At 46.6% G+C, this 16252-nt stretch carries 13 protein-coding genes; 5 read left to right on the forward strand and 8 right to left on the reverse strand.

All coding sequences use genetic code 11. From position 1 onward, the window contains the following. Nucleotides 1-90: 90 nt before the first annotated feature. On the reverse strand, nucleotides 91-1302 hold the full coding sequence (locus ICW23_RS14545) for an MFS transporter (RefSeq protein ID WP_016936940.1): 1212 nt from the start codon (nucleotides 1300-1302) through the stop codon (nucleotides 91-93). A gap of 228 nt (nucleotides 1303-1530) precedes the next feature. On the opposite strand from ICW23_RS14545, the gene ICW23_RS14550 reads away from it, so the two are divergent. The 5 genes from ICW23_RS14550 (at nucleotide 1531) to ICW23_RS14570 (ending at nucleotide 7524) form a co-directional block, all read left to right on the forward strand. Then, the gene (locus ICW23_RS14550) at nucleotides 1531-2799 is read left to right on the forward strand and encodes an aspartate aminotransferase family protein (RefSeq protein ID WP_188154682.1); all 1269 of its coding nucleotides are present in this window, start codon (nucleotides 1531-1533) and stop codon (nucleotides 2797-2799) included. Continuing rightward, nucleotides 2796-3746 carry an inositol monophosphatase family protein gene (locus ICW23_RS14555; RefSeq protein WP_095241903.1) on the forward strand — a complete coding sequence of 317 codons (951 nt, stop codon included), beginning with the start codon at nucleotides 2796-2798 and terminating at the stop codon, nucleotides 3744-3746. The genes ICW23_RS14550 and ICW23_RS14555 overlap by 4 nt, the downstream gene beginning before the upstream one ends. Beyond that, entirely contained in the window at nucleotides 3721-4767 is a 1047-nt protein-coding gene (locus tag ICW23_RS14560) for a zinc-dependent alcohol dehydrogenase (protein ID WP_016936937.1), read from the forward strand. Before ICW23_RS14555 ends, ICW23_RS14560 begins: the two co-directional genes overlap by 26 nt. Before the next feature lie 231 nt (nucleotides 4768-4998). Beyond that, on the forward strand, nucleotides 4999-6432 hold the full coding sequence (locus tag ICW23_RS14565; RefSeq protein ID WP_188154683.1) for a SulP family inorganic anion transporter: 1434 nt from the start codon (nucleotides 4999-5001) through the stop codon (nucleotides 6430-6432). 150 nt (nucleotides 6433-6582) lie between these two features. Then, nucleotides 6583-7524, forward strand: coding sequence for a bile acid:sodium symporter family protein (locus tag ICW23_RS14570; protein WP_099743946.1), 942 nt, complete (start codon nucleotides 6583-6585; stop codon nucleotides 7522-7524). On the opposite strand, the gene ICW23_RS14575 is transcribed toward ICW23_RS14570, so the two are convergent. The 7 genes from ICW23_RS14575 to ICW23_RS14605 form a co-directional block, all read right to left on the reverse strand. After that, the gene (locus ICW23_RS14575) at nucleotides 7513-8265 is read right to left on the reverse strand and encodes an alpha/beta hydrolase (RefSeq protein ID WP_188154684.1); all 753 of its coding nucleotides are present in this window, start codon (nucleotides 8263-8265) and stop codon (nucleotides 7513-7515) included. The two genes, ICW23_RS14570 and ICW23_RS14575, sit on opposite strands and share 12 nt — an antisense overlap. Continuing rightward, a complete protein-coding gene (gene feuC, locus ICW23_RS14580) occupies nucleotides 8262-9272 on the reverse strand; it encodes an iron ABC transporter permease FeuC (protein ID WP_188154812.1) in 1011 nt (336 codons plus the stop codon). Before feuC ends, ICW23_RS14575 begins: the two co-directional genes overlap by 4 nt. A gap of 1 nt (nucleotide 9273) precedes the next feature. After that, nucleotides 9274-10281: a FecCD family ABC transporter permease gene (locus ICW23_RS14585; protein ID WP_016936932.1), complete on the reverse strand. Its 1008-nt coding sequence runs from the start codon at nucleotides 10279-10281 to the stop codon at nucleotides 9274-9276. A 19-nt stretch (nucleotides 10282-10300) separates the two neighbouring features. Beyond that, nucleotides 10301-11257, reverse strand: coding sequence for an iron-hydroxamate ABC transporter substrate-binding protein (locus ICW23_RS14590; protein ID WP_045926353.1), 957 nt, complete (start codon nucleotides 11255-11257; stop codon nucleotides 10301-10303). Between the two features lie 87 nt (nucleotides 11258-11344). Further along, nucleotides 11345-12940 (reverse strand): bacillibactin transport transcriptional regulator Btr, encoded by a 1596-nt coding sequence (gene btr / locus ICW23_RS14595; protein WP_188154685.1) that lies wholly within the window; start codon nucleotides 12938-12940, stop codon nucleotides 11345-11347. Nucleotides 12941-13077: 137 nt separating this feature from the next. After that, on the reverse strand, nucleotides 13078-14322 hold the full coding sequence (locus ICW23_RS14600; RefSeq protein WP_188154686.1) for an exo-beta-N-acetylmuramidase NamZ family protein: 1245 nt from the start codon (nucleotides 14320-14322) through the stop codon (nucleotides 13078-13080). Between the two features lie 15 nt (nucleotides 14323-14337). Beyond that, a complete protein-coding gene (locus ICW23_RS14605) occupies nucleotides 14338-16251 on the reverse strand; it encodes a glycoside hydrolase family 3 protein (protein ID WP_188154687.1) in 1914 nt (637 codons plus the stop codon). Nucleotide 16252: the final 1 nt, after the last annotated feature.

Raw genomic sequence — 16252 nt, forward strand, 5'->3', positions numbered from 1 at the left:
ACTTGACCCAGTTCATCATGAACTGGGTTTTTTATATGAAAGATGCATATATATAAAGCTAATGCCTTTCCAAGGCATTAGCTTTTTTGTTTATATTGATTTTGTTTTGCTGGTATGATTTTGAAGACTGTTTGATTTTATTGTCTCGAGTATTCTTAAACTGAACACAATCAGCAGCATAAGAAGCATCAGTGCAGTAAACAGCCAGAACGCGGTTTGGGCGGGATATTCATCTAAGCTCCAGCCGACGGCGATCGGAAGGAGTGAACCTCCTAATCCATTTGAAGCGAGCAGAATACTGGTGGTCGTTTCTGTCTTTCCGGGATAAAAATGATTGGTGATGATCAGGGCAATTGCAAACATGCCGGCCATGAACAATCCTAAGAAGAAACAAAGGGCAAACCCAAACCATACGTTTTTACTTAAAGCTAGTACAGCAAGTGCAGCCAGACCGCCAATACTTATGATCCGGAGATAACGGTGATAGGTCAGCTTTTCAGATACCGGGCCTGTTAATAACCTGCCGATAATCATCCCGGTCCAATACACTGTTACTGTTATCGTTGCTAAAGAGCTGGGGATATCCCATTTTTCAGCGAAAATGGAGGGGATAAAATGCACGATTGAAACTTCACTGCCGCCGTAAAAGAAGAAATAAGCAGCCGCCAGCGCGATAAACAGCACTCCGTGTGACCGATACCCGGAGCTTTTCTTTTTAGTATCATCAGAAGAGACCTCTTTGCGTACGAGAAGCTCATCAATACTGCCGAAACTCATTTGCTTCCATGCGACTAAAAGTGCAGAACTGGATAACCCTAATACTAAGAAAGCAATTGTCCACATGTGGCTGTTGATAAGAAAGCCTGAGAGCAGAGGCATGAACAGCGCCCCTAATCCGTAAGCCACTTCCATCTTGCTCATGGCCACGGCTTGTCTTTCTTTTATAGCTGTGAGGATGATTGTGCCTACACAGGATTCAACCAATCCCGCGCCAAGTCCTGCGAGGCTGACGAGAAGAAAGAGCAGCGGCCAGGGCGGCAGGAAGGTGATGAAAATTTCACAGCTGATGAGCGCCAGGCCAAGGATAACGGCGTTTTTGCGTCCGAGTTTTTTCACCATGTAAGGCATTCCGATGACACCTATGAGGAAGCCCATGAACTGAGAAAATACTAATACTCCGCCATTACTGTAGCTTTGTGAATAATGTGTGAGTAACTCAGGCAGTACGGCTCCAAGAATGACAAGTGTAAAAGCAATCGATCCATAAGAGAAACAGCTTATCCACAGCAGACGAGTTTTCATCATTTTATCTCCTTATTGGTAAAATAATTTTTCTCTCTACTTGCACGACACGTTGTTTTTACAAAAAATCCAAGTATTGTTACTATATCACATAACCATTTCACGTACATCCCTTATGGTAACGTTAACAAATTGTTAACATTTTTTACAAGAAAGATCGTTGACATTATTTTCAATAATTAATACGATAAAAAGCGAGTTTCTAATAATTTCATAGGGGTGGTATTTGTGGGAACGAAGGAAATCACGAATCCAGACAGCTTGTATTACAGTGTTGACGACGTAGTCATGGAGCGCGGAGAAGGGATTTACCTGTACGACCAAGAGGGAAATGAGTATATTGATTGCGCCTCTGCCACGTTTAACTTGAATTTAGGATACGGTAACAAAGAGGTCATTGATACGGTTAAAGATCAAGCCGACAAGCTGATCCATGTGACATCGTCCTTTCAAACAGATGCCGTAAATAAACTAGCAGAAAAACTAGTAGAAATCGCCCCCGATAATCTCACAAAAGTACACCCTAAAGTCAGCAGCGGTTCCGGTGCAAATGAAGGAGCTATTAAAATGGCTCAGTATTACTCCGGAAAAACCGATGTCATCTCCTTATTTCGAAGCCACCTCGGACAAACGTATATGACTTCCGCTTTGTCCGGCAACTCTTTCAGAAAAGAACCTTTCCCGCCGCAAATTTCTTTTGGCTTACAAGTTCCAGATCCCTATTGCAGCCGCTGTTTTTATAATCAGAAACCGGATTCATGCGGTATGCTGTGCGTAGAAAGAATTAACGATTTTATTGAGTATGCGAGCAATGGAAAAATTGCCGCCATGATTATTGAGCCGATATCCGGAAATGGCGGAAATGTCGTCCCGCCTAAAGAGTATTTTAAACAGCTGAGAAAGCTTTGTGATGAACATGAAATCGCCCTGATCTTTGATGAAATTCAGACCGGGTTCGGACGGACGGGCAAAATGTTTGCCGCAGACCATTTCGATGTGAAACCTAATATGATGACGGTAGCAAAAGGGCTCGGAGGCACAGGCTTCCAAGTCGCCGCCACTCTGACGGAGGACAAGTACACCGGGCTTCCGGGGTATACGCATTCCTTCACGTACGGGTCAAATGTGATGGCCGCCGCTGCCGCTTGTAAAACCATAGATATCATGCAGCGTCCGGGATTTTTGGAGAACGTAACGACTGTCGGTCATTATATTATGGATTGCTTAGAAACGATGAAAGAGGATTTTGCTTTTATTTCTGAGGTAAGAGGCGTCGGTCTGATGATCGGTGTGGAAATTGTCAAAGAGAACAATGAACCGGATGTGGAATTGACCAATTATATTGCCAAACGGGCGATGGATTACGGGCTGATTCTCCGGACATCCCGTTACGGATTCGGAAATGTATTTAAAATCCGTCCGCCTTTAACCATTACACTTAGTGAAGCTGAGATGCTCTGCTACAGACTTCGCAAGCTATTGGAGGAAATCAAGTGAGAGACTATATCATTGAGCTTGGACAATTTGTTTATCAAAAGGTGAAAAATCAAAAAGGCACACTGAAAAACCGGCTTGTTAACGGATATTCACCTGGTGGCGACGCGCAATTTAATATAGACGCCGCTGCTGAGGAGGCGGTGCTGGATTATATCCAAGAAAAGGGCCATCCGGTTGCTTTTTACACGGAGGATGGCGGCCTGAAGCTGATTGGAGAAGATCCGCAATATATTTTAATTGTAGATCCGATAGACGGAACGCGTCCGGCCGCCGCGGGGCTTGAAATGTCATGTATTTCAATTGCGCTTGCTTCATATAAGCCAAACGCAAAGATTAAGGATATCGAATTTGCTTTTTTGCTTGAATTGAAATCGGGTGCTTATATGTACGGTGATATTTACAGTGATGCCATTCAGTTTGAGGGGTATCAGGGAGAATTGCCGAATTTGAGCGGAGTGCAGGATATTAAGAATATGTTTTGGAGCCTTGAGTTTAACGGGCATCCGGCGCAGCTGATGACGGACGCATACGGTCATCTGATTGACCGGTCGGCCAATAACGGAGGAGTCTTTGTTTTCAACAGCGCTTCTTATTCGATTTCACGAATTATTACGGGGCAGATGGATGCTTATGTGGATATCGGTAATCGTCTGCTGAAAGATGATCCGAAACTGCTTTCAGATTTTCAGCAGGTCGGGAACGGACAGGTGCTGCACTTATTTCCTTATGACATTGCCGCAAGCGTCTTTTTGGCAAAGAAAGCGGGAGTGGTCATTACAGATGCGTACGGCCGGTCTTTGGACGAAACGCTTCTGACAGATTTAAGTTATCAGAATCAGCAATCGTGTATTGCAGCATCAACGAAGGAGCTTCATCAAACATTATTAGACCAAATCCGCTGGGGCAGAAAGGAAGAGAGATATGAAAGCGTTGGTCTGGACTCCTAATGATAAGCTTGAATATCAAGAGGTGGACGAGCCTCAAATTCGAAAATCCAATGATGTGAAGGTGAAAATTTTCGGTACCGGAATCTGCGGCACGGACTTAAATGTGCTGAAGGGAAAAATGAATGCGACCCATCATATGATTATGGGGCATGAATCCGTGGGAGCGGTCACGGAAGTCGGACCGGACGTGACAAATGTAAAAGTCGGAGACCGCGTCGTGATAGATCCTACGCAGTTTTGCGGGAAATGCCATTATTGCCGGAGAGGGCTGACGTGTTATTGCGAAACCTTCGAGGAGTGGCAGCTCGGAATCGGGGCGCACGGGACGTTTGCGGAATATTACGTGGGGGAAGACAGGTTCATGTACAAAATTCCGGATTCAATGGAATGGGAGCGGGCCACATTGGTTGAACCTCTCTCCTGTGTGCTGAATGTTGTGGATAAGGCTTCGATTCAGCCGGAGGACTCGGTTCTGGTTTTGGGTTCCGGACCGATCGGACTGCTTGTGCAAATGATGGTGAAAAAACTGGCGCGATTGACGGTTGCGACTGAAATAGGCAGTTTCCGGAGCGAGGCGGCAAGCCGAATATCGGACTATGTCTACCATCCTGAAGCATTGACTGTAGATGAAGTGAAACGCATTAATCAAGGAAGAAAATTTGATGTGATATTTGACGCGATCGGCAACCAGCTTGATTGGGCTTATCCTTTTATTGAAAAGGGAGGCAGAATTGTGCCGATGGGCTTTGATGATACGTATGAGATGACGGTCAGGCCGTACCAGCTGCTGTCAAACGGCGTGACGATTGTGGGCACAGGTGAAGCCCGGCAGATTATGGAGGCCGCGTTAGCATGCGCATCCGATCTCCCCCAGCTCTATGATTTCATTACTGAGAAGACAGAACTGAAGAATTATGAAGAAGCCATTGATCATCTTATGGGCATCGACCCGGTGACAAAAGAAAGAAAGGATATCAGTGCAATCAAAACCATTCTTGTGTCTGATCCGGAACTTTTATAAAAGCGGAAGCGGCTCCAGTGAGAGCCGTTTTCTTTTCTTATTTATACGGTCTTGCACATTTCTTTAAAGTTTAATATGATACTCTTTGTTAACCATTCCTTTCCTCAACGACATTATACTCTGAGCGTGTCCCCTTTTTCCCCGTAAGCTTGCCTCATATTCCCCAGATGAAAATCAATGTTTCCAACTGATAGGGTGCGGATTTTTATAGTAAAAAGGAGTCGTTATCATTTGAAAGATTATACGTTACAGCAGCAATGGTTCGGGAATGTCCGTAAAGACATTCTGGCCGGTATTCTGGTTGCTCTCGCTCTGATCCCTGAGGCGATCGGGTTTTCAATTATTGCAGGTGTCGATCCGATGGTCGGCCTTTATGCATCATTTTGTATCGCGATTATTATTTCTATCTTTGGCGGCAGACCGGGAATGATTTCAGCCGCTACGGGTTCAATGGCGGTTGTTATGGTGACATTGGTGGGCGATTACGGACTGCAGTATTTGTTTGCGGCAACCATTTTGACAGGTATTATTCAATTTATTCTTGGTGTCAGTAAGATAGCGAGATTGATGAAATTTATTCCGCGTTCGGTCATGATCGGATTTGTGAACGCCTTGGCGATCTTAATTTTTTCTGCGCAGCTCCCGCAGTTCAAAGGGGCTTCATGGGTCATGTATGCCATGCTTGCCGGATCACTGGCTATCATATATGTATTGCCGAAGATTACGACTGCCGTGCCGTCTCCGCTGGTGGCGATTATTGTCATGACGGTTATTGCGGTGGTTTTCCATGCGGACGTCCGCACAGTCGGTGATATGGGCGGAATTACAAGTGCACTTCCGCATTTTTTGATACCGGATGTTCCGTGGACGTTTGAGACATTGCGGATTATTTTCCCGTATTCATTGGCGCTTGCATTCGTCGGATTGCTTGAGTCGCTGCTGACGGCCCAGATCATTGATGAAATGACGGATACGGATAGTGATAAGAACAAAGAAAGCCGCGGACAAGGCATCGCCAATATTGTGAACGGCTTTTTCGGAGGCATGGCTGGATGCGCCATGATCGGCCAGTCTGTCATTAATACGAAAGCTGGCGGACGGGGCCGGCTATCGGCTTTTACGGCCGGAGCGTTTTTAATGTTTTTAATTGCCGTATTAAGCGGCATCGTCGTGAAAATTCCGATGGCTGCGCTGGTGGCGGTGATGGTTATGGTATCCATCGGCACGTTTGACTGGTCGTCGATTAAAGGTTTGCGGAAAGCGCCCCTCACTGATTCGATCGTTATGGTTATTACCGTCGTGACGGTCGTTCTGACCAATGATTTATCAAAGGGTGTTTTCGCGGGTGTGCTGCTAAGCACGATCTTTTTCACGGCTAAAATTTCTAAGCTGAAAATTGTGTCACATTCCGAACAGAATGATGTCAGAACATATAAGGTAACGGGACAGATCTTTTTTGCTTCCGTGTCTGAGCTGATGAATGCGATCGTTTATGATGAAGGTGTGAAGCGGATTGTCATTGATTTGACTAATGCTCATGTCTGGGATGATTCTGGAGCGGCGGCTCTTGAGAAAATTGTCGGCAAATGTAAAGAATACGGGATTGAAGCTGAATTAAAGGGATTAAATCAGAAAAGCCGAGATTTAATGAAACAAATGGCATAGGATTTGTGAAGTCCGGATGAATATATCCGGGCTTTTTTTCGGTTAAATTCGCCGGTGTGCATTGTTATAATGAATGAGACTTGAAAACCGTATATAGGGGACTTGCATATGATGTGGCTTCAGAAGTTGAACCAAGTGTTGGGGAGAATCATGCCGCTGTTGACTCCGTCAAGTGTAGCGGCGGGTGTGCTGTTATCTCAGCATATCAGCTGGATGGCCGGCGCTGTGCCGTGGATTTTTGCGTTTATTACATTTACGGGCAGTCTGAGTGCCAATTTTCAATCGCTGAAGCGCAGTATTGAGCAGCCGCTCCCGATGATTATGGCATTGTTTGTTCTGCATATTTTCATGCCTGTTTTTGCATGGGGAAGCGGCCATCTGATATTCAGCGGTGACCCTTTAACCGTGACGGGGCTGATTATGGGTGTGGTGATCCCGACCGGAATTACGAGTTTGATTTGGGCTGCGATGTATAAGGGAAATGTCGGATTGACGCTGTCTATTATCCTTGTTGATACCGTGCTGTCTCCTTTTATCGTACCGTTAAGCCTTTCTGTCCTGGCCGGGGCGAATGTTCAGATGGATGTATGGGGAATGATGAAAGGGCTGGCGGAAATGGTGGTGATCCCGTCTATCGCAGGGATGATGGTCAACCAGTTCTCTCCGCCGGTAAGGACTCAGGCGATAAGCCGGTCACTGTCTCCATTTTCAAAAATCTGTCTGATGATTGTCATCGCCATTAACAGTTCGGAAATCGCGCCGTATGTCACGCACGTGGATATAAAGTTTGCGGGCATCGCGGCTATGGTATTTTTTATTGCCATGACGGGTTATGCCGTGGCTTGGCTGATCGGAAGGCTGATGAAGCGGAGCCGGGATGAAATTGTGTCTCTGATTTATACGGGAGGCATGCGTAATATCAGTGCGGGAGCTGTTCTTGCCGTTTCTTTTTTTCCGTCCCAAGTGGCGGTTCCGGTCGTCATCGGGATGCTTTTTCAGCAAATCCTTGCCGCTTTGTTCGGCTATTTGCTGAGACGTTTTGAACTTAAACCGGTCGTGATGAAGTATGAAAAAAACCGCTCAGCCACGTGAGCGGTTTTTTCCGTATAGCCAGCTTAGAGCTGAATTGAATTGTCTTTTGAACGCTTCTTGATGGTGCACGGCGCCCTCTTCGATCGTGAATGAGAGCTGAGCTTGAGAAAAGCCTTTTTGCCTCAGGCTTTTGTACACGTCTTTATTTTGTCGGATCATGGTGTTTTGGATGTTACATTTTTGCTCTGCTTCACGGCTTCCGACAGACATGTAGATACGCTGCCGTGCCGGCTGCAAAGACGCGGAGCGGACAAAGTCAGCCGATTTTTCATACCAAAAGGACCCGGAAATACAGCCGATTCTGCCGAATGTTTCAGGCTTCAGTAACATCGCATATATCGAGAACAGTCCTCCTAATGATGCGCCGATCAGTCCTCTTGTATCCGGATGGGCAGACATGGGATTCATACTTTCAATCGTTGGGATGATGACATTTGTCAGCTCCTCAAGAAAGAGGCTCCCTTTGCCGCCGAAATCAGGAAACGCAGGACTCAGAGAAGGCACAGGCCATGGCGTGTACTCATCGAGCCTGGTATCCGGTTTGATGCCGGCGAGAATCAATTCAGGGAGTTTTCCGTTTGCGAATTGGAGTTCAAGCTTATCCATCTGCTCTAAAAACAAATCGCCCCCATCAAGCACGTAGACACAGGGTAAAGCCCTCGTTTGAACCGGAGCGGAAGGAGGAAGGTATACCGTGCATTCCTTTCCGTTTATCCGGTGTTTTGTAAGTGTGCCTCTCAAGCATCCAACCCCTTTTTTTGCTTAAACAGAAGAAAAAAGAAATAAGGAACGCCGAGAATCGCAAGAATAATGCCCGCCGGCACCTCTGAAGGCTGAAAGAATAATTTGCCCGCAAAATCGGCGGAGATGACGAGCAGCATGCCGACCAGTCCGCTGACCGGTAATGAATATCTGTGTTCAATGCCGGCAAGCCTGCGTGAAATATGAGGCGCGATTAGTCCGACAAATGCCATGCTGCCCGCTGCGGTTACACATGCGCTGATCAAAGCGATGCAGGCAACGAGTAAAATGGTTTTTTCTTTATTGGTTGAGACTCCGAGGCTTTTCACCGTGTCCTCATCGAAACGAATGGTATCCAGCAATGACGTTTTCGCCATCAGCAGAGGAATGAACACGATCAGCCACGGCAGTATTGCGGTAATGGTCATCCAGTTTGCCGACCAGATGCTGCCGTTCTTCCAGACCATCGCCATCTCATAATCCTGCGGGTCCATTTTTAATGAAAGAAATAAAGACAGTGCGCTGAATCCGGAATTCATGGCGATTCCCACAAGAATAATTCTTCCGGATTCTAAATGCCCCCGGTGCCAGGCGAAAATATAAATCAGCACGGCCGCCATTAATCCGCCGATGAGCCCAAAGACAGGCATGCCCATTGCGGAGGCAAGCGCCGTCGCTTCAGATTGCCCCTGAAACAGAAGCATAAACGTGACGATTCCCGCACCGGCTCCGGCATTGATGCCCAAAATGCCGGGATCGGCAAGCCCGTTCTTGGTAACGGCCTGAATAACGGCTCCGGCTATCCCCAATCCGAGTCCGATGGCAGCCGCCATGACAATACGCGGCAGCCTCAGCTGAAACAGCAAAATGTCATATTGAGGATTCGGATGGATGCGGAAAAGCGCACTGAGCAGTTCACCCGGTTTTGCTGAAAAAGGCCCGCTGGTCATGCTGAAATAACTTACGAGCAGGATGAGAGCAATCAGAATGATATAGATTCCGGTCATTTTACGCACCACGCTGATCCCCTCCTTTTCTTTTAATCAAATAAAGAAAGAAAGGAACACCGATGATAGAAGTGACAACTTCAATAGGCGTCTCAAACGGATAATTAATCAATCGGCTGGCAAGGTCGCAAAGGGTCAGGAAGACGCCGCCGATGATGCATGCGCAGGGAATCAGCCGGCTGTAGTCCGATCCGACGAGAAAACGGGTGATGTGCGGAACGACCAAACCGACAAAGGCAATTTTTCCGGCGAGCGCCACCGAGCTTCCGGTCAATATGACAACGGCCGCCATTGCCATGAGTTTGATGGTTCTTTTCTGCTGTCCCAGACTTTTTGAAATGTCGTCTCCTAATGATACGGCTGTGACCTTTTTGCTGAGAATCATGGCTGTGATGATTCCGAGTGCAAAAAACGGGACGGCCAGTTTCAAAAAATCAGGGTTCATTTGATGCAGTCTCGCACTGTACCAAAAACTGAGATCCTGCGAGATTTGAAAATAAATCGAAAGCGCAGCCGACAGACTGCTGAGAAGCATACTGGTCACCGTTCCGATAATGGCAAGCTGCACCGGGGTAAATCCGCCGGGAAGAATGGAGGCCAGCCCGAAAACAAGGGCAGCGCCGAATGCGGAACCGATAAACGAGTATATGATCATTTCAATGGATGTTGATTGAGGGAGCAATACCATGCAAAGGGTAATGATAAAAGCGGAGCCGTCCGACACACCCATGATCGAAGGCGAGGCCAGATAGTTCCGTGTGATTCCCTGCATGAGCGCCCCGGAAACAGCAAGGGCGGCGCCGATAAACATCGCGCCAACCGCCCTCGGGATTCTTGAATGCCATATGATCTGATGGTCGGTATTCTCCGGATTAAAGTGCAGCAATGCGGAGAACACGGTATGGAAGTCAAGCTGCTTCGCACCGTATAAAACGGAAAGCAGCAGTGACAGAACAATGGCAATCGGTGAAGCGATGATAATAATGTGTGTCCGCCGTTTTGCATACATGTGAAAAACCTACTCTTTATTAGTCTTGAGTCAATTTGTCAGCCGCAACCTGTAAGAAGCGGATTTTACTCCAAGCGGTACCGCCTTGGGCTAATGGATCGATCGTATTGACGTATACATGGTCTTTTTTGACTGCCGTCAGGCTCTTCCAAATCGGATTTTTTTCTAAGTCCTTCAAAGCATCCGGCTTATCTGCGTTTTCATCATCAGAAAATTGTACGAATATATGGTCGGGGTTCATTTCGCTTAATTTTTCAAGAGAAATCAGCTCCTGCGCTTTCGCCGCTTTCACTTCGTCCGGCGCCTTCAGGCCTAAATCACCGTAAAGCGTAGAGTTGAAATAAACTTGTTCAGGGTAAATGTAAATATTGCCTTGTCTGATTCTGATGACCAGTGCGTTTGCCTGTTTTGCTTTGCTGTTCATCTTTGTTTTCGTCTTTTTCAGATCCTGATCGTAATCAGCAATGATTTTTTTTGCTTTTTCCTCTTTGCCTGTAAGCTGGGCAAGCAGCATCATGTTCTCTTTCCAGTTTGATGAGATATGAGAGACAGGAATGGTCTCAGCCGTGCCGCTCAATTTTTTTATCGTTTTTTCAGGGAACTTGGTTGATGCCAGAATGACGTCCGGCTGCAGTTCAAGAATTTTCTCCATATTCGGCTGCATTTTTTCACCTGTTGATACGGATTTATCTGTAATATCTTTAAACAGTTCCGGGAATTTGCCGGAGAATGATATCGCTCCTGCCGGATGGACGTCGAGCAATTTGGCGTCTTCCATTGATTCTACGCTGCCCGTAATGGCGATTTTGTCAGTCGGCGCTTTGACTTCGTATGTTTTTCCGAGATATTCGATTTTCTTTTTATTTGAAGAAGCGTCCTTACCTTTACTTGCTGTATCAGATGTTTCTGAGCTTCCGCAAGCCGCGGCGGTGAAAGCCAAAAGCAAAATCATGAAAGCGAATGCCAATTTCTTCATCTATTGTTCCTCCTGTTCAATTGATAACTATTATCAATTGGAATTATAGAGAATGAACAAAGATAAGACCATGGACAATTTCCGGTATTACCATGGACGATCTTCGGAAAAAAAGGAAATGCTTTGTTCAATCATCCGCTGATGCCCGCTTGGAGAATATTCAATCCACGGGTCAGATGAAACGGGAAACACACGTTTATTGCTGACGGCTCTAAGGTTCTGCCATATTTCAGACTGCTGAATGCGCTGAAAATAGCGAAGCGTTTCCGGTTCTTTGCAAGTGAAAAGCATGATGCAGTCAGCCTGGCAATCCGCCAGCATTTCCAATGAAATCTTTTCGTCGGGAGCAAAAGATTCCGGTTTTGCGGAGGCAAAGCCCAGATCACCGAAGAAAACATCCTCAATGCTGTTGTTATGGGCGATATACATATTTTCTTTATATACACGGACAAATAAGAAACGCTGATGCCGCACGTGTTCAAGAGCGTCTTTTGCTGAGTGTGCGAGATTTTGATAGGCTTCAAGCCAGTGCCGGGCTTCCTGTTCTTCATTCAAGTGTGCAGCTGCGTGAAGAAACTGATCTTTCCAATTGTCTTGAGTCGGAATGTAGAAAACTTCGGTGATGTCATTCAGACGCTGTTTTTCTTCTTCACTGACAGAATCCAGACTGAAAATGATGTCCGGCGCAGCTTGAGACAGCGTATGCAGGTTCTCTTCCCAATTTGCGTTATAGCGGTAAGCGCTGAGGTGCACGGGAATGTCTGAAGAGAATTGTTTATAGTAATAGGCCGTCCATTTCGGATGAAGCGTTGCAGCGTAAGGCACGTGATGCAGAGGAATCAAATGTCCCATCATTTCTTTCCCGTACGCGGCCATTTTTGTGCGCCTTTTTTTCATATAGCTTGTAGGTGAGCTGCCCGTACGTTTTTTAAAGATGCGGCTGAAATAAAATTCGTCTTGGTAGCCGATTTGATGAGCGATTTCCCGCAGTTTGCAGCTGGCCTTGGCCATCAGTTTTTTCGCATTGGTTATGCGGATGTCTGTGATATATTCTGTTACGCTTTGTCCATATAGTTTTTTAAAGGTTTCACTGTAATGCTTAGGACTGATTCCCGCCATTTGAGCAAGCTGGGTGAGTGTGATTTTTGTGTCGGATTGGGCATGTATGAATTGTTTTGTCTGTTCGATCGCCGCTTTCGTATTGTTTTGATGGCACACTTTTGCGGCATAAAGGTCGTACATCAGCTGCTGAAAGTCGGCTGTTGACTTCATTTTCTGCAATTCATCCGCCGATCGCGCGTTTTCGGAAAGTGACTGAAGCCGGCTTGTCAGGTGTTCAACCGTTTGCAAATTCATTTGCTGAAGTCCGCGGAAGATGTCTCCCCCGTTATCCGGAAGCATCGCTTTATCATCTGATGAATATGAGAAAATACGGAGTCTGACGATATACAAATGGATGCCGTCTGACGATGCAGGGTCAATATTGAATGTCTCATCACAAGGACAGATGTAGAGCGTCTCCTTCTGCAGCGGGAAGCTGTCTGTTCCGATATCAATTTGTCCCTCGCCTGTCACATGAAAGATCAGTACCGGGGAATCAGTGAGCTGATGCTCTGACAAAAGGTCTGCTGTTTTTTTTACGGAGATGATATCAATTGGCTGAAAGAATAATGTGTTTTTCATGAGAAACCACCTTTTAGGAAACATTCATTTAAATGATAACTGTTATCATTTGAATTGTACCAAATAAATGAATGTTTTCCTATAAAAAGCGGAAATGTGAAATGCGTCAAAATGTTACACGTGTAACACGAATGTTGTCAGTATATGAGGTATTGCTTTCTTACAAGTTTGAATTGGTCAAGCCGGCGTTGATATGTGCTGGTGATGTCTTGAATGGAAGCGCCTTGTTCTATTTTTTTGCGTACCCAGCCGTTGCCGATCAGCTTGTCAAAAGCTCCTGTCGGCAGAAATGAGAAGTCATTCGGATATAAGTCATGCATGGTTTTCAGAATGGAGAGCCCTGTTTTTGCCGCTTCAAAGGTGTTTCTGTTCGTTACGTAGACTTGTACGCCGTGGCATAGCTTGCCCTGGTGCTTGGAGAAGCTGGGGATAAATGAAGCGGCTCTGAAGGTGACGCCCGGAAGCTTGAGACTGTTAAGGCGTTCTTCGAGCTCGGTGCTTTTCATATAAGGTGCGCCGATAAGTTCAAACGGCTTTGTCGTGCCCCTTCCTTCAGATACGTTCGTGCCTTCGATTAGTCCTGTCGCCGAATAAGCGAATATGCTGTCCGGGGTCGGGATGTTAGGCGAAGGGAGGACGAACGGCAGGCCGGTATCTTCAATGGTCATCGTCCGCTTCCAGCGCTTCATCTTTACGACGGTGAGGTCGGCGCCAATATGAAACTCTTTATTGAATAAAAGAGCAAGCTCGCCGATGGTCATGCCGTGTTTCAGCGGGATTGGATACAGTCCGACAAATGAAGCGTAGTCAGGCTCAAGAACCGGGCCGTCCGGATGTCGTCCGCCCTGCGGATTCGGCCGGTCCAAGACATAAAAAGGAATGCCTTTTTCTTTGGCCGCCTCCATGGCATAGGCCATTGTATAAATGTAGGTGTAGTATCGCATTCCGACATCCTGGATATCGAAAATCAGCACATCGGTATCTATCAGCATGTCAGGCGTCGGTTTTCTCGTTTCTCCGTACAGGCTGTAGACGGGAAGACCTGTTTTTTCATCTATATAGGATGTGACTTTGTCTCCGGCCTGAGCGTCGCCGCGAACACCGTGCTCGGGTCCGAATAATGCCGTCAAATGCATGTCTTGTGCCTCATAAAGCACGTCAACGCTGCTTTTTAATGTTGAGTTCACACCGGTCGGATTAGTGATCAGACCGATTCTTTTTCCCTTCAGTTCTTGTTTATAATCTTTCAGCAGGCGGTCAATGCCTGTCTGGATGGTTGGTTTTTTGGCAGTGTGTGTGTTTCTGTCAGAAGCCGCCGAGACTGCCGTCATAGCACTGATGACGACAAGTCCGGCGAGAAGTGCAGCCGTATGTGTTTTCATGATCAGCCCTCCTGTTTAAAGCGGTTTTCCGGTCTTCAGATTGATCCCGAAACCATATGGATACAGTGTCGTTCCCGGATGGGTGACGGAAGGAATAGCAGCGGGCAGCCTGCCTTTCGGTTTTGTCTGCCCGAATATCGCTTCAATGCCTGCCGGAATGTTTGGCTGGAGAAATTGTCCGTCTGCATATCCTTTAAACCCGTAGACTGCGATAAGGGCGTCAGCTTCTTCAAAATTCGCGGCGTCGTAAGGATTCCGAAGACTCATCAGCACAAAGGGTTTTTGGTTCGACTGCGCAGCCTTCATGACGGCCCGCGGAAACGCGGTCGTCCATTTGCCGGGATCTGTGACGGAATCATCAATGACGCCGTCGTTTACGACAGGATCATTTTTTACGACATATGAGCCTGTAATGACGTAATCAGCGTCTGATACCAGCGTTTTGTGCTCGTCATGAAATGTGCGCTCGGCGAAGTTCATTTTACTGATGGTTACCGGCCGGATTTTTTTCTTCTTGATGAGCTGCCGAATGGTTTGTTCCATTGACGCTGTTTGATCTTCATAAGGAGCGGCAAGGAGAACGCGGCTGTTCTTTTTCGGTTTGAATGGGAGCGTGCGGTTTTTGTTTTGTAAGACGGTGACGGATCTTTCCGCGATTTGTTTTTCAGCCTTCAGATGGTTTTTGCTGCCGACGGTTTTATGTGCTTTTGCAATCTTCTTTTTCAGACTTGTTTCTTTCGGAGCGGGATATATCCCTCGTTTTATTTTCAAGGAAATGATGCGCTCAACCGATTTGTTGATTTGCTGAAGAGGAATATCCCCTTTTTGAACCGCCTTTTTTAAAGCGGAATGAACTTGGGCAAAGCGGTTTTCTGTTTGCAGCGATGTCACTTGGGCCGGCATCAGGGCGATGTCGACTCCTGCTTTTATTGCCATGACGACCGCCTCTTCCTGACCGAAATGATCGGCAATGGCTTTCATGTTTAATGCATCCGTCACAATGACGCCGTTAAACCCCATTTCCTCACGGAGAAGATGAGTCATCACTTTTTTCGAGAGTGTGGCAGGCACAAGAATGTCTGAACCGTCCAGCTTGCTTTTATAGGTTGTATCATCAAAAGCGGGAAATTGCACATGGGCTGTCATGATCATATCGGCCCCGGCCTGAATGGCCTGACGGAACGGATACAGTTCGATCTGCCTCAGCCTTTCTTGACCGTGGGTGACAAGCGGAAGGCCGTAGTGGCTATCGACATCCGTGTCGCCGTGTCCCGGGAAATGTTTGACGGCGGAAGCGACATCCTGTTTTTGCTGAGCCTTCATTGAGGCAAGGCCGAGTGTTGCTGTCAGATCACGGTCTGAACTGAATGACCTGACGCCGATGACCGGATTTCCGGGATTATTATTGATATCGAGAACGGGAGCGAAATTCGTATTAATGCCGAGTGCTTTCAATTCTTTCCCGATAATGGCGCCGGTTTGGGACGCGTATGCTGTTTTTCTTGCAGCCCCGAGTGCCATATTGCCTGGGAAATGAGTGCCCTCACCAAGTCTTGTTACGATGCCGCCTTCTTGATCAATGCTTAATAATAGCGGAATGTCAGGGCTTGCTTTTTGAAAGGCATCTGTCAGGCGGACTGTTTGCTCAGTGTTTTTTACATTTTCTGCAAATAAGATCACGCCGCCGAACCGGTACTTTTGAATAAGCCCTGCGACTTCGTCATTCATTTGAGTAAGAGCCTCAGGTGATGACTGCCCCTTTTTTTGCCAATTGCGAAAGTCAGGCATGAGCATCTGCCCTAATTTTTCATCTAATGTCATGCGGGATACCGTTTGTTCCGCCTGTGATGGAATATCCGGTTTTGTCGATGCATGATGCGTGCCGAAAACAATAAACAACAGTAATACAGCTGAGATGACAAGTTTCATA

The sequence above is a fragment of the Bacillus sp. 1021 genome, from assembly GCF_014534735.1.
Taxonomy (GTDB): Bacteria; Bacillota; Bacilli; order Bacillales; family Bacillaceae; genus Bacillus; species Bacillus siamensis.

What these genes read in the sequence shown, in the direction of transcription:
- ICW23_RS14545 (WP_016936940.1), bottom strand. Translation starts at nt 1,302, where the DNA reads ATGAAAACTCGTCTGCTGTGGATAAGCTGTTTCTCTTATGGATCGATT.
- btr (WP_188154685.1), bottom strand. Translation starts at nt 12,940, where the DNA reads ATGAAAAACACATTATTCTTTCAGCCAATTGATATCATCTCCGTAAAA.
- ICW23_RS14605 (WP_188154687.1), bottom strand. Translation starts at nt 16,251, where the DNA reads ATGAAACTTGTCATCTCAGCTGTATTACTGTTGTTTATTGTTTTCGGC.
- ICW23_RS14585 (WP_016936932.1), bottom strand. Translation starts at nt 10,281, where the DNA reads ATGTATGCAAAACGGCGGACACACATTATTATCATCGCTTCACCGATT.
- feuC (WP_188154812.1), bottom strand. Translation starts at nt 9,272, where the DNA reads ATGACCGGAATCTATATCATTCTGATTGCTCTCATCCTGCTCGTAAGT.
- ICW23_RS14560 (WP_016936937.1), top strand. Translation starts at nt 3,721, where the DNA reads ATGAAAGCGTTGGTCTGGACTCCTAATGATAAGCTTGAATATCAAGAG.
- ICW23_RS14590 (WP_045926353.1), bottom strand. Translation starts at nt 11,257, where the DNA reads ATGAAGAAATTGGCATTCGCTTTCATGATTTTGCTTTTGGCTTTCACC.
- ICW23_RS14600 (WP_188154686.1), bottom strand. Translation starts at nt 14,322, where the DNA reads ATGAAAACACATACGGCTGCACTTCTCGCCGGACTTGTCGTCATCAGT.
- ICW23_RS14570 (WP_099743946.1), top strand. Translation starts at nt 6,583, where the DNA reads ATGCCGCTGTTGACTCCGTCAAGTGTAGCGGCGGGTGTGCTGTTATCT.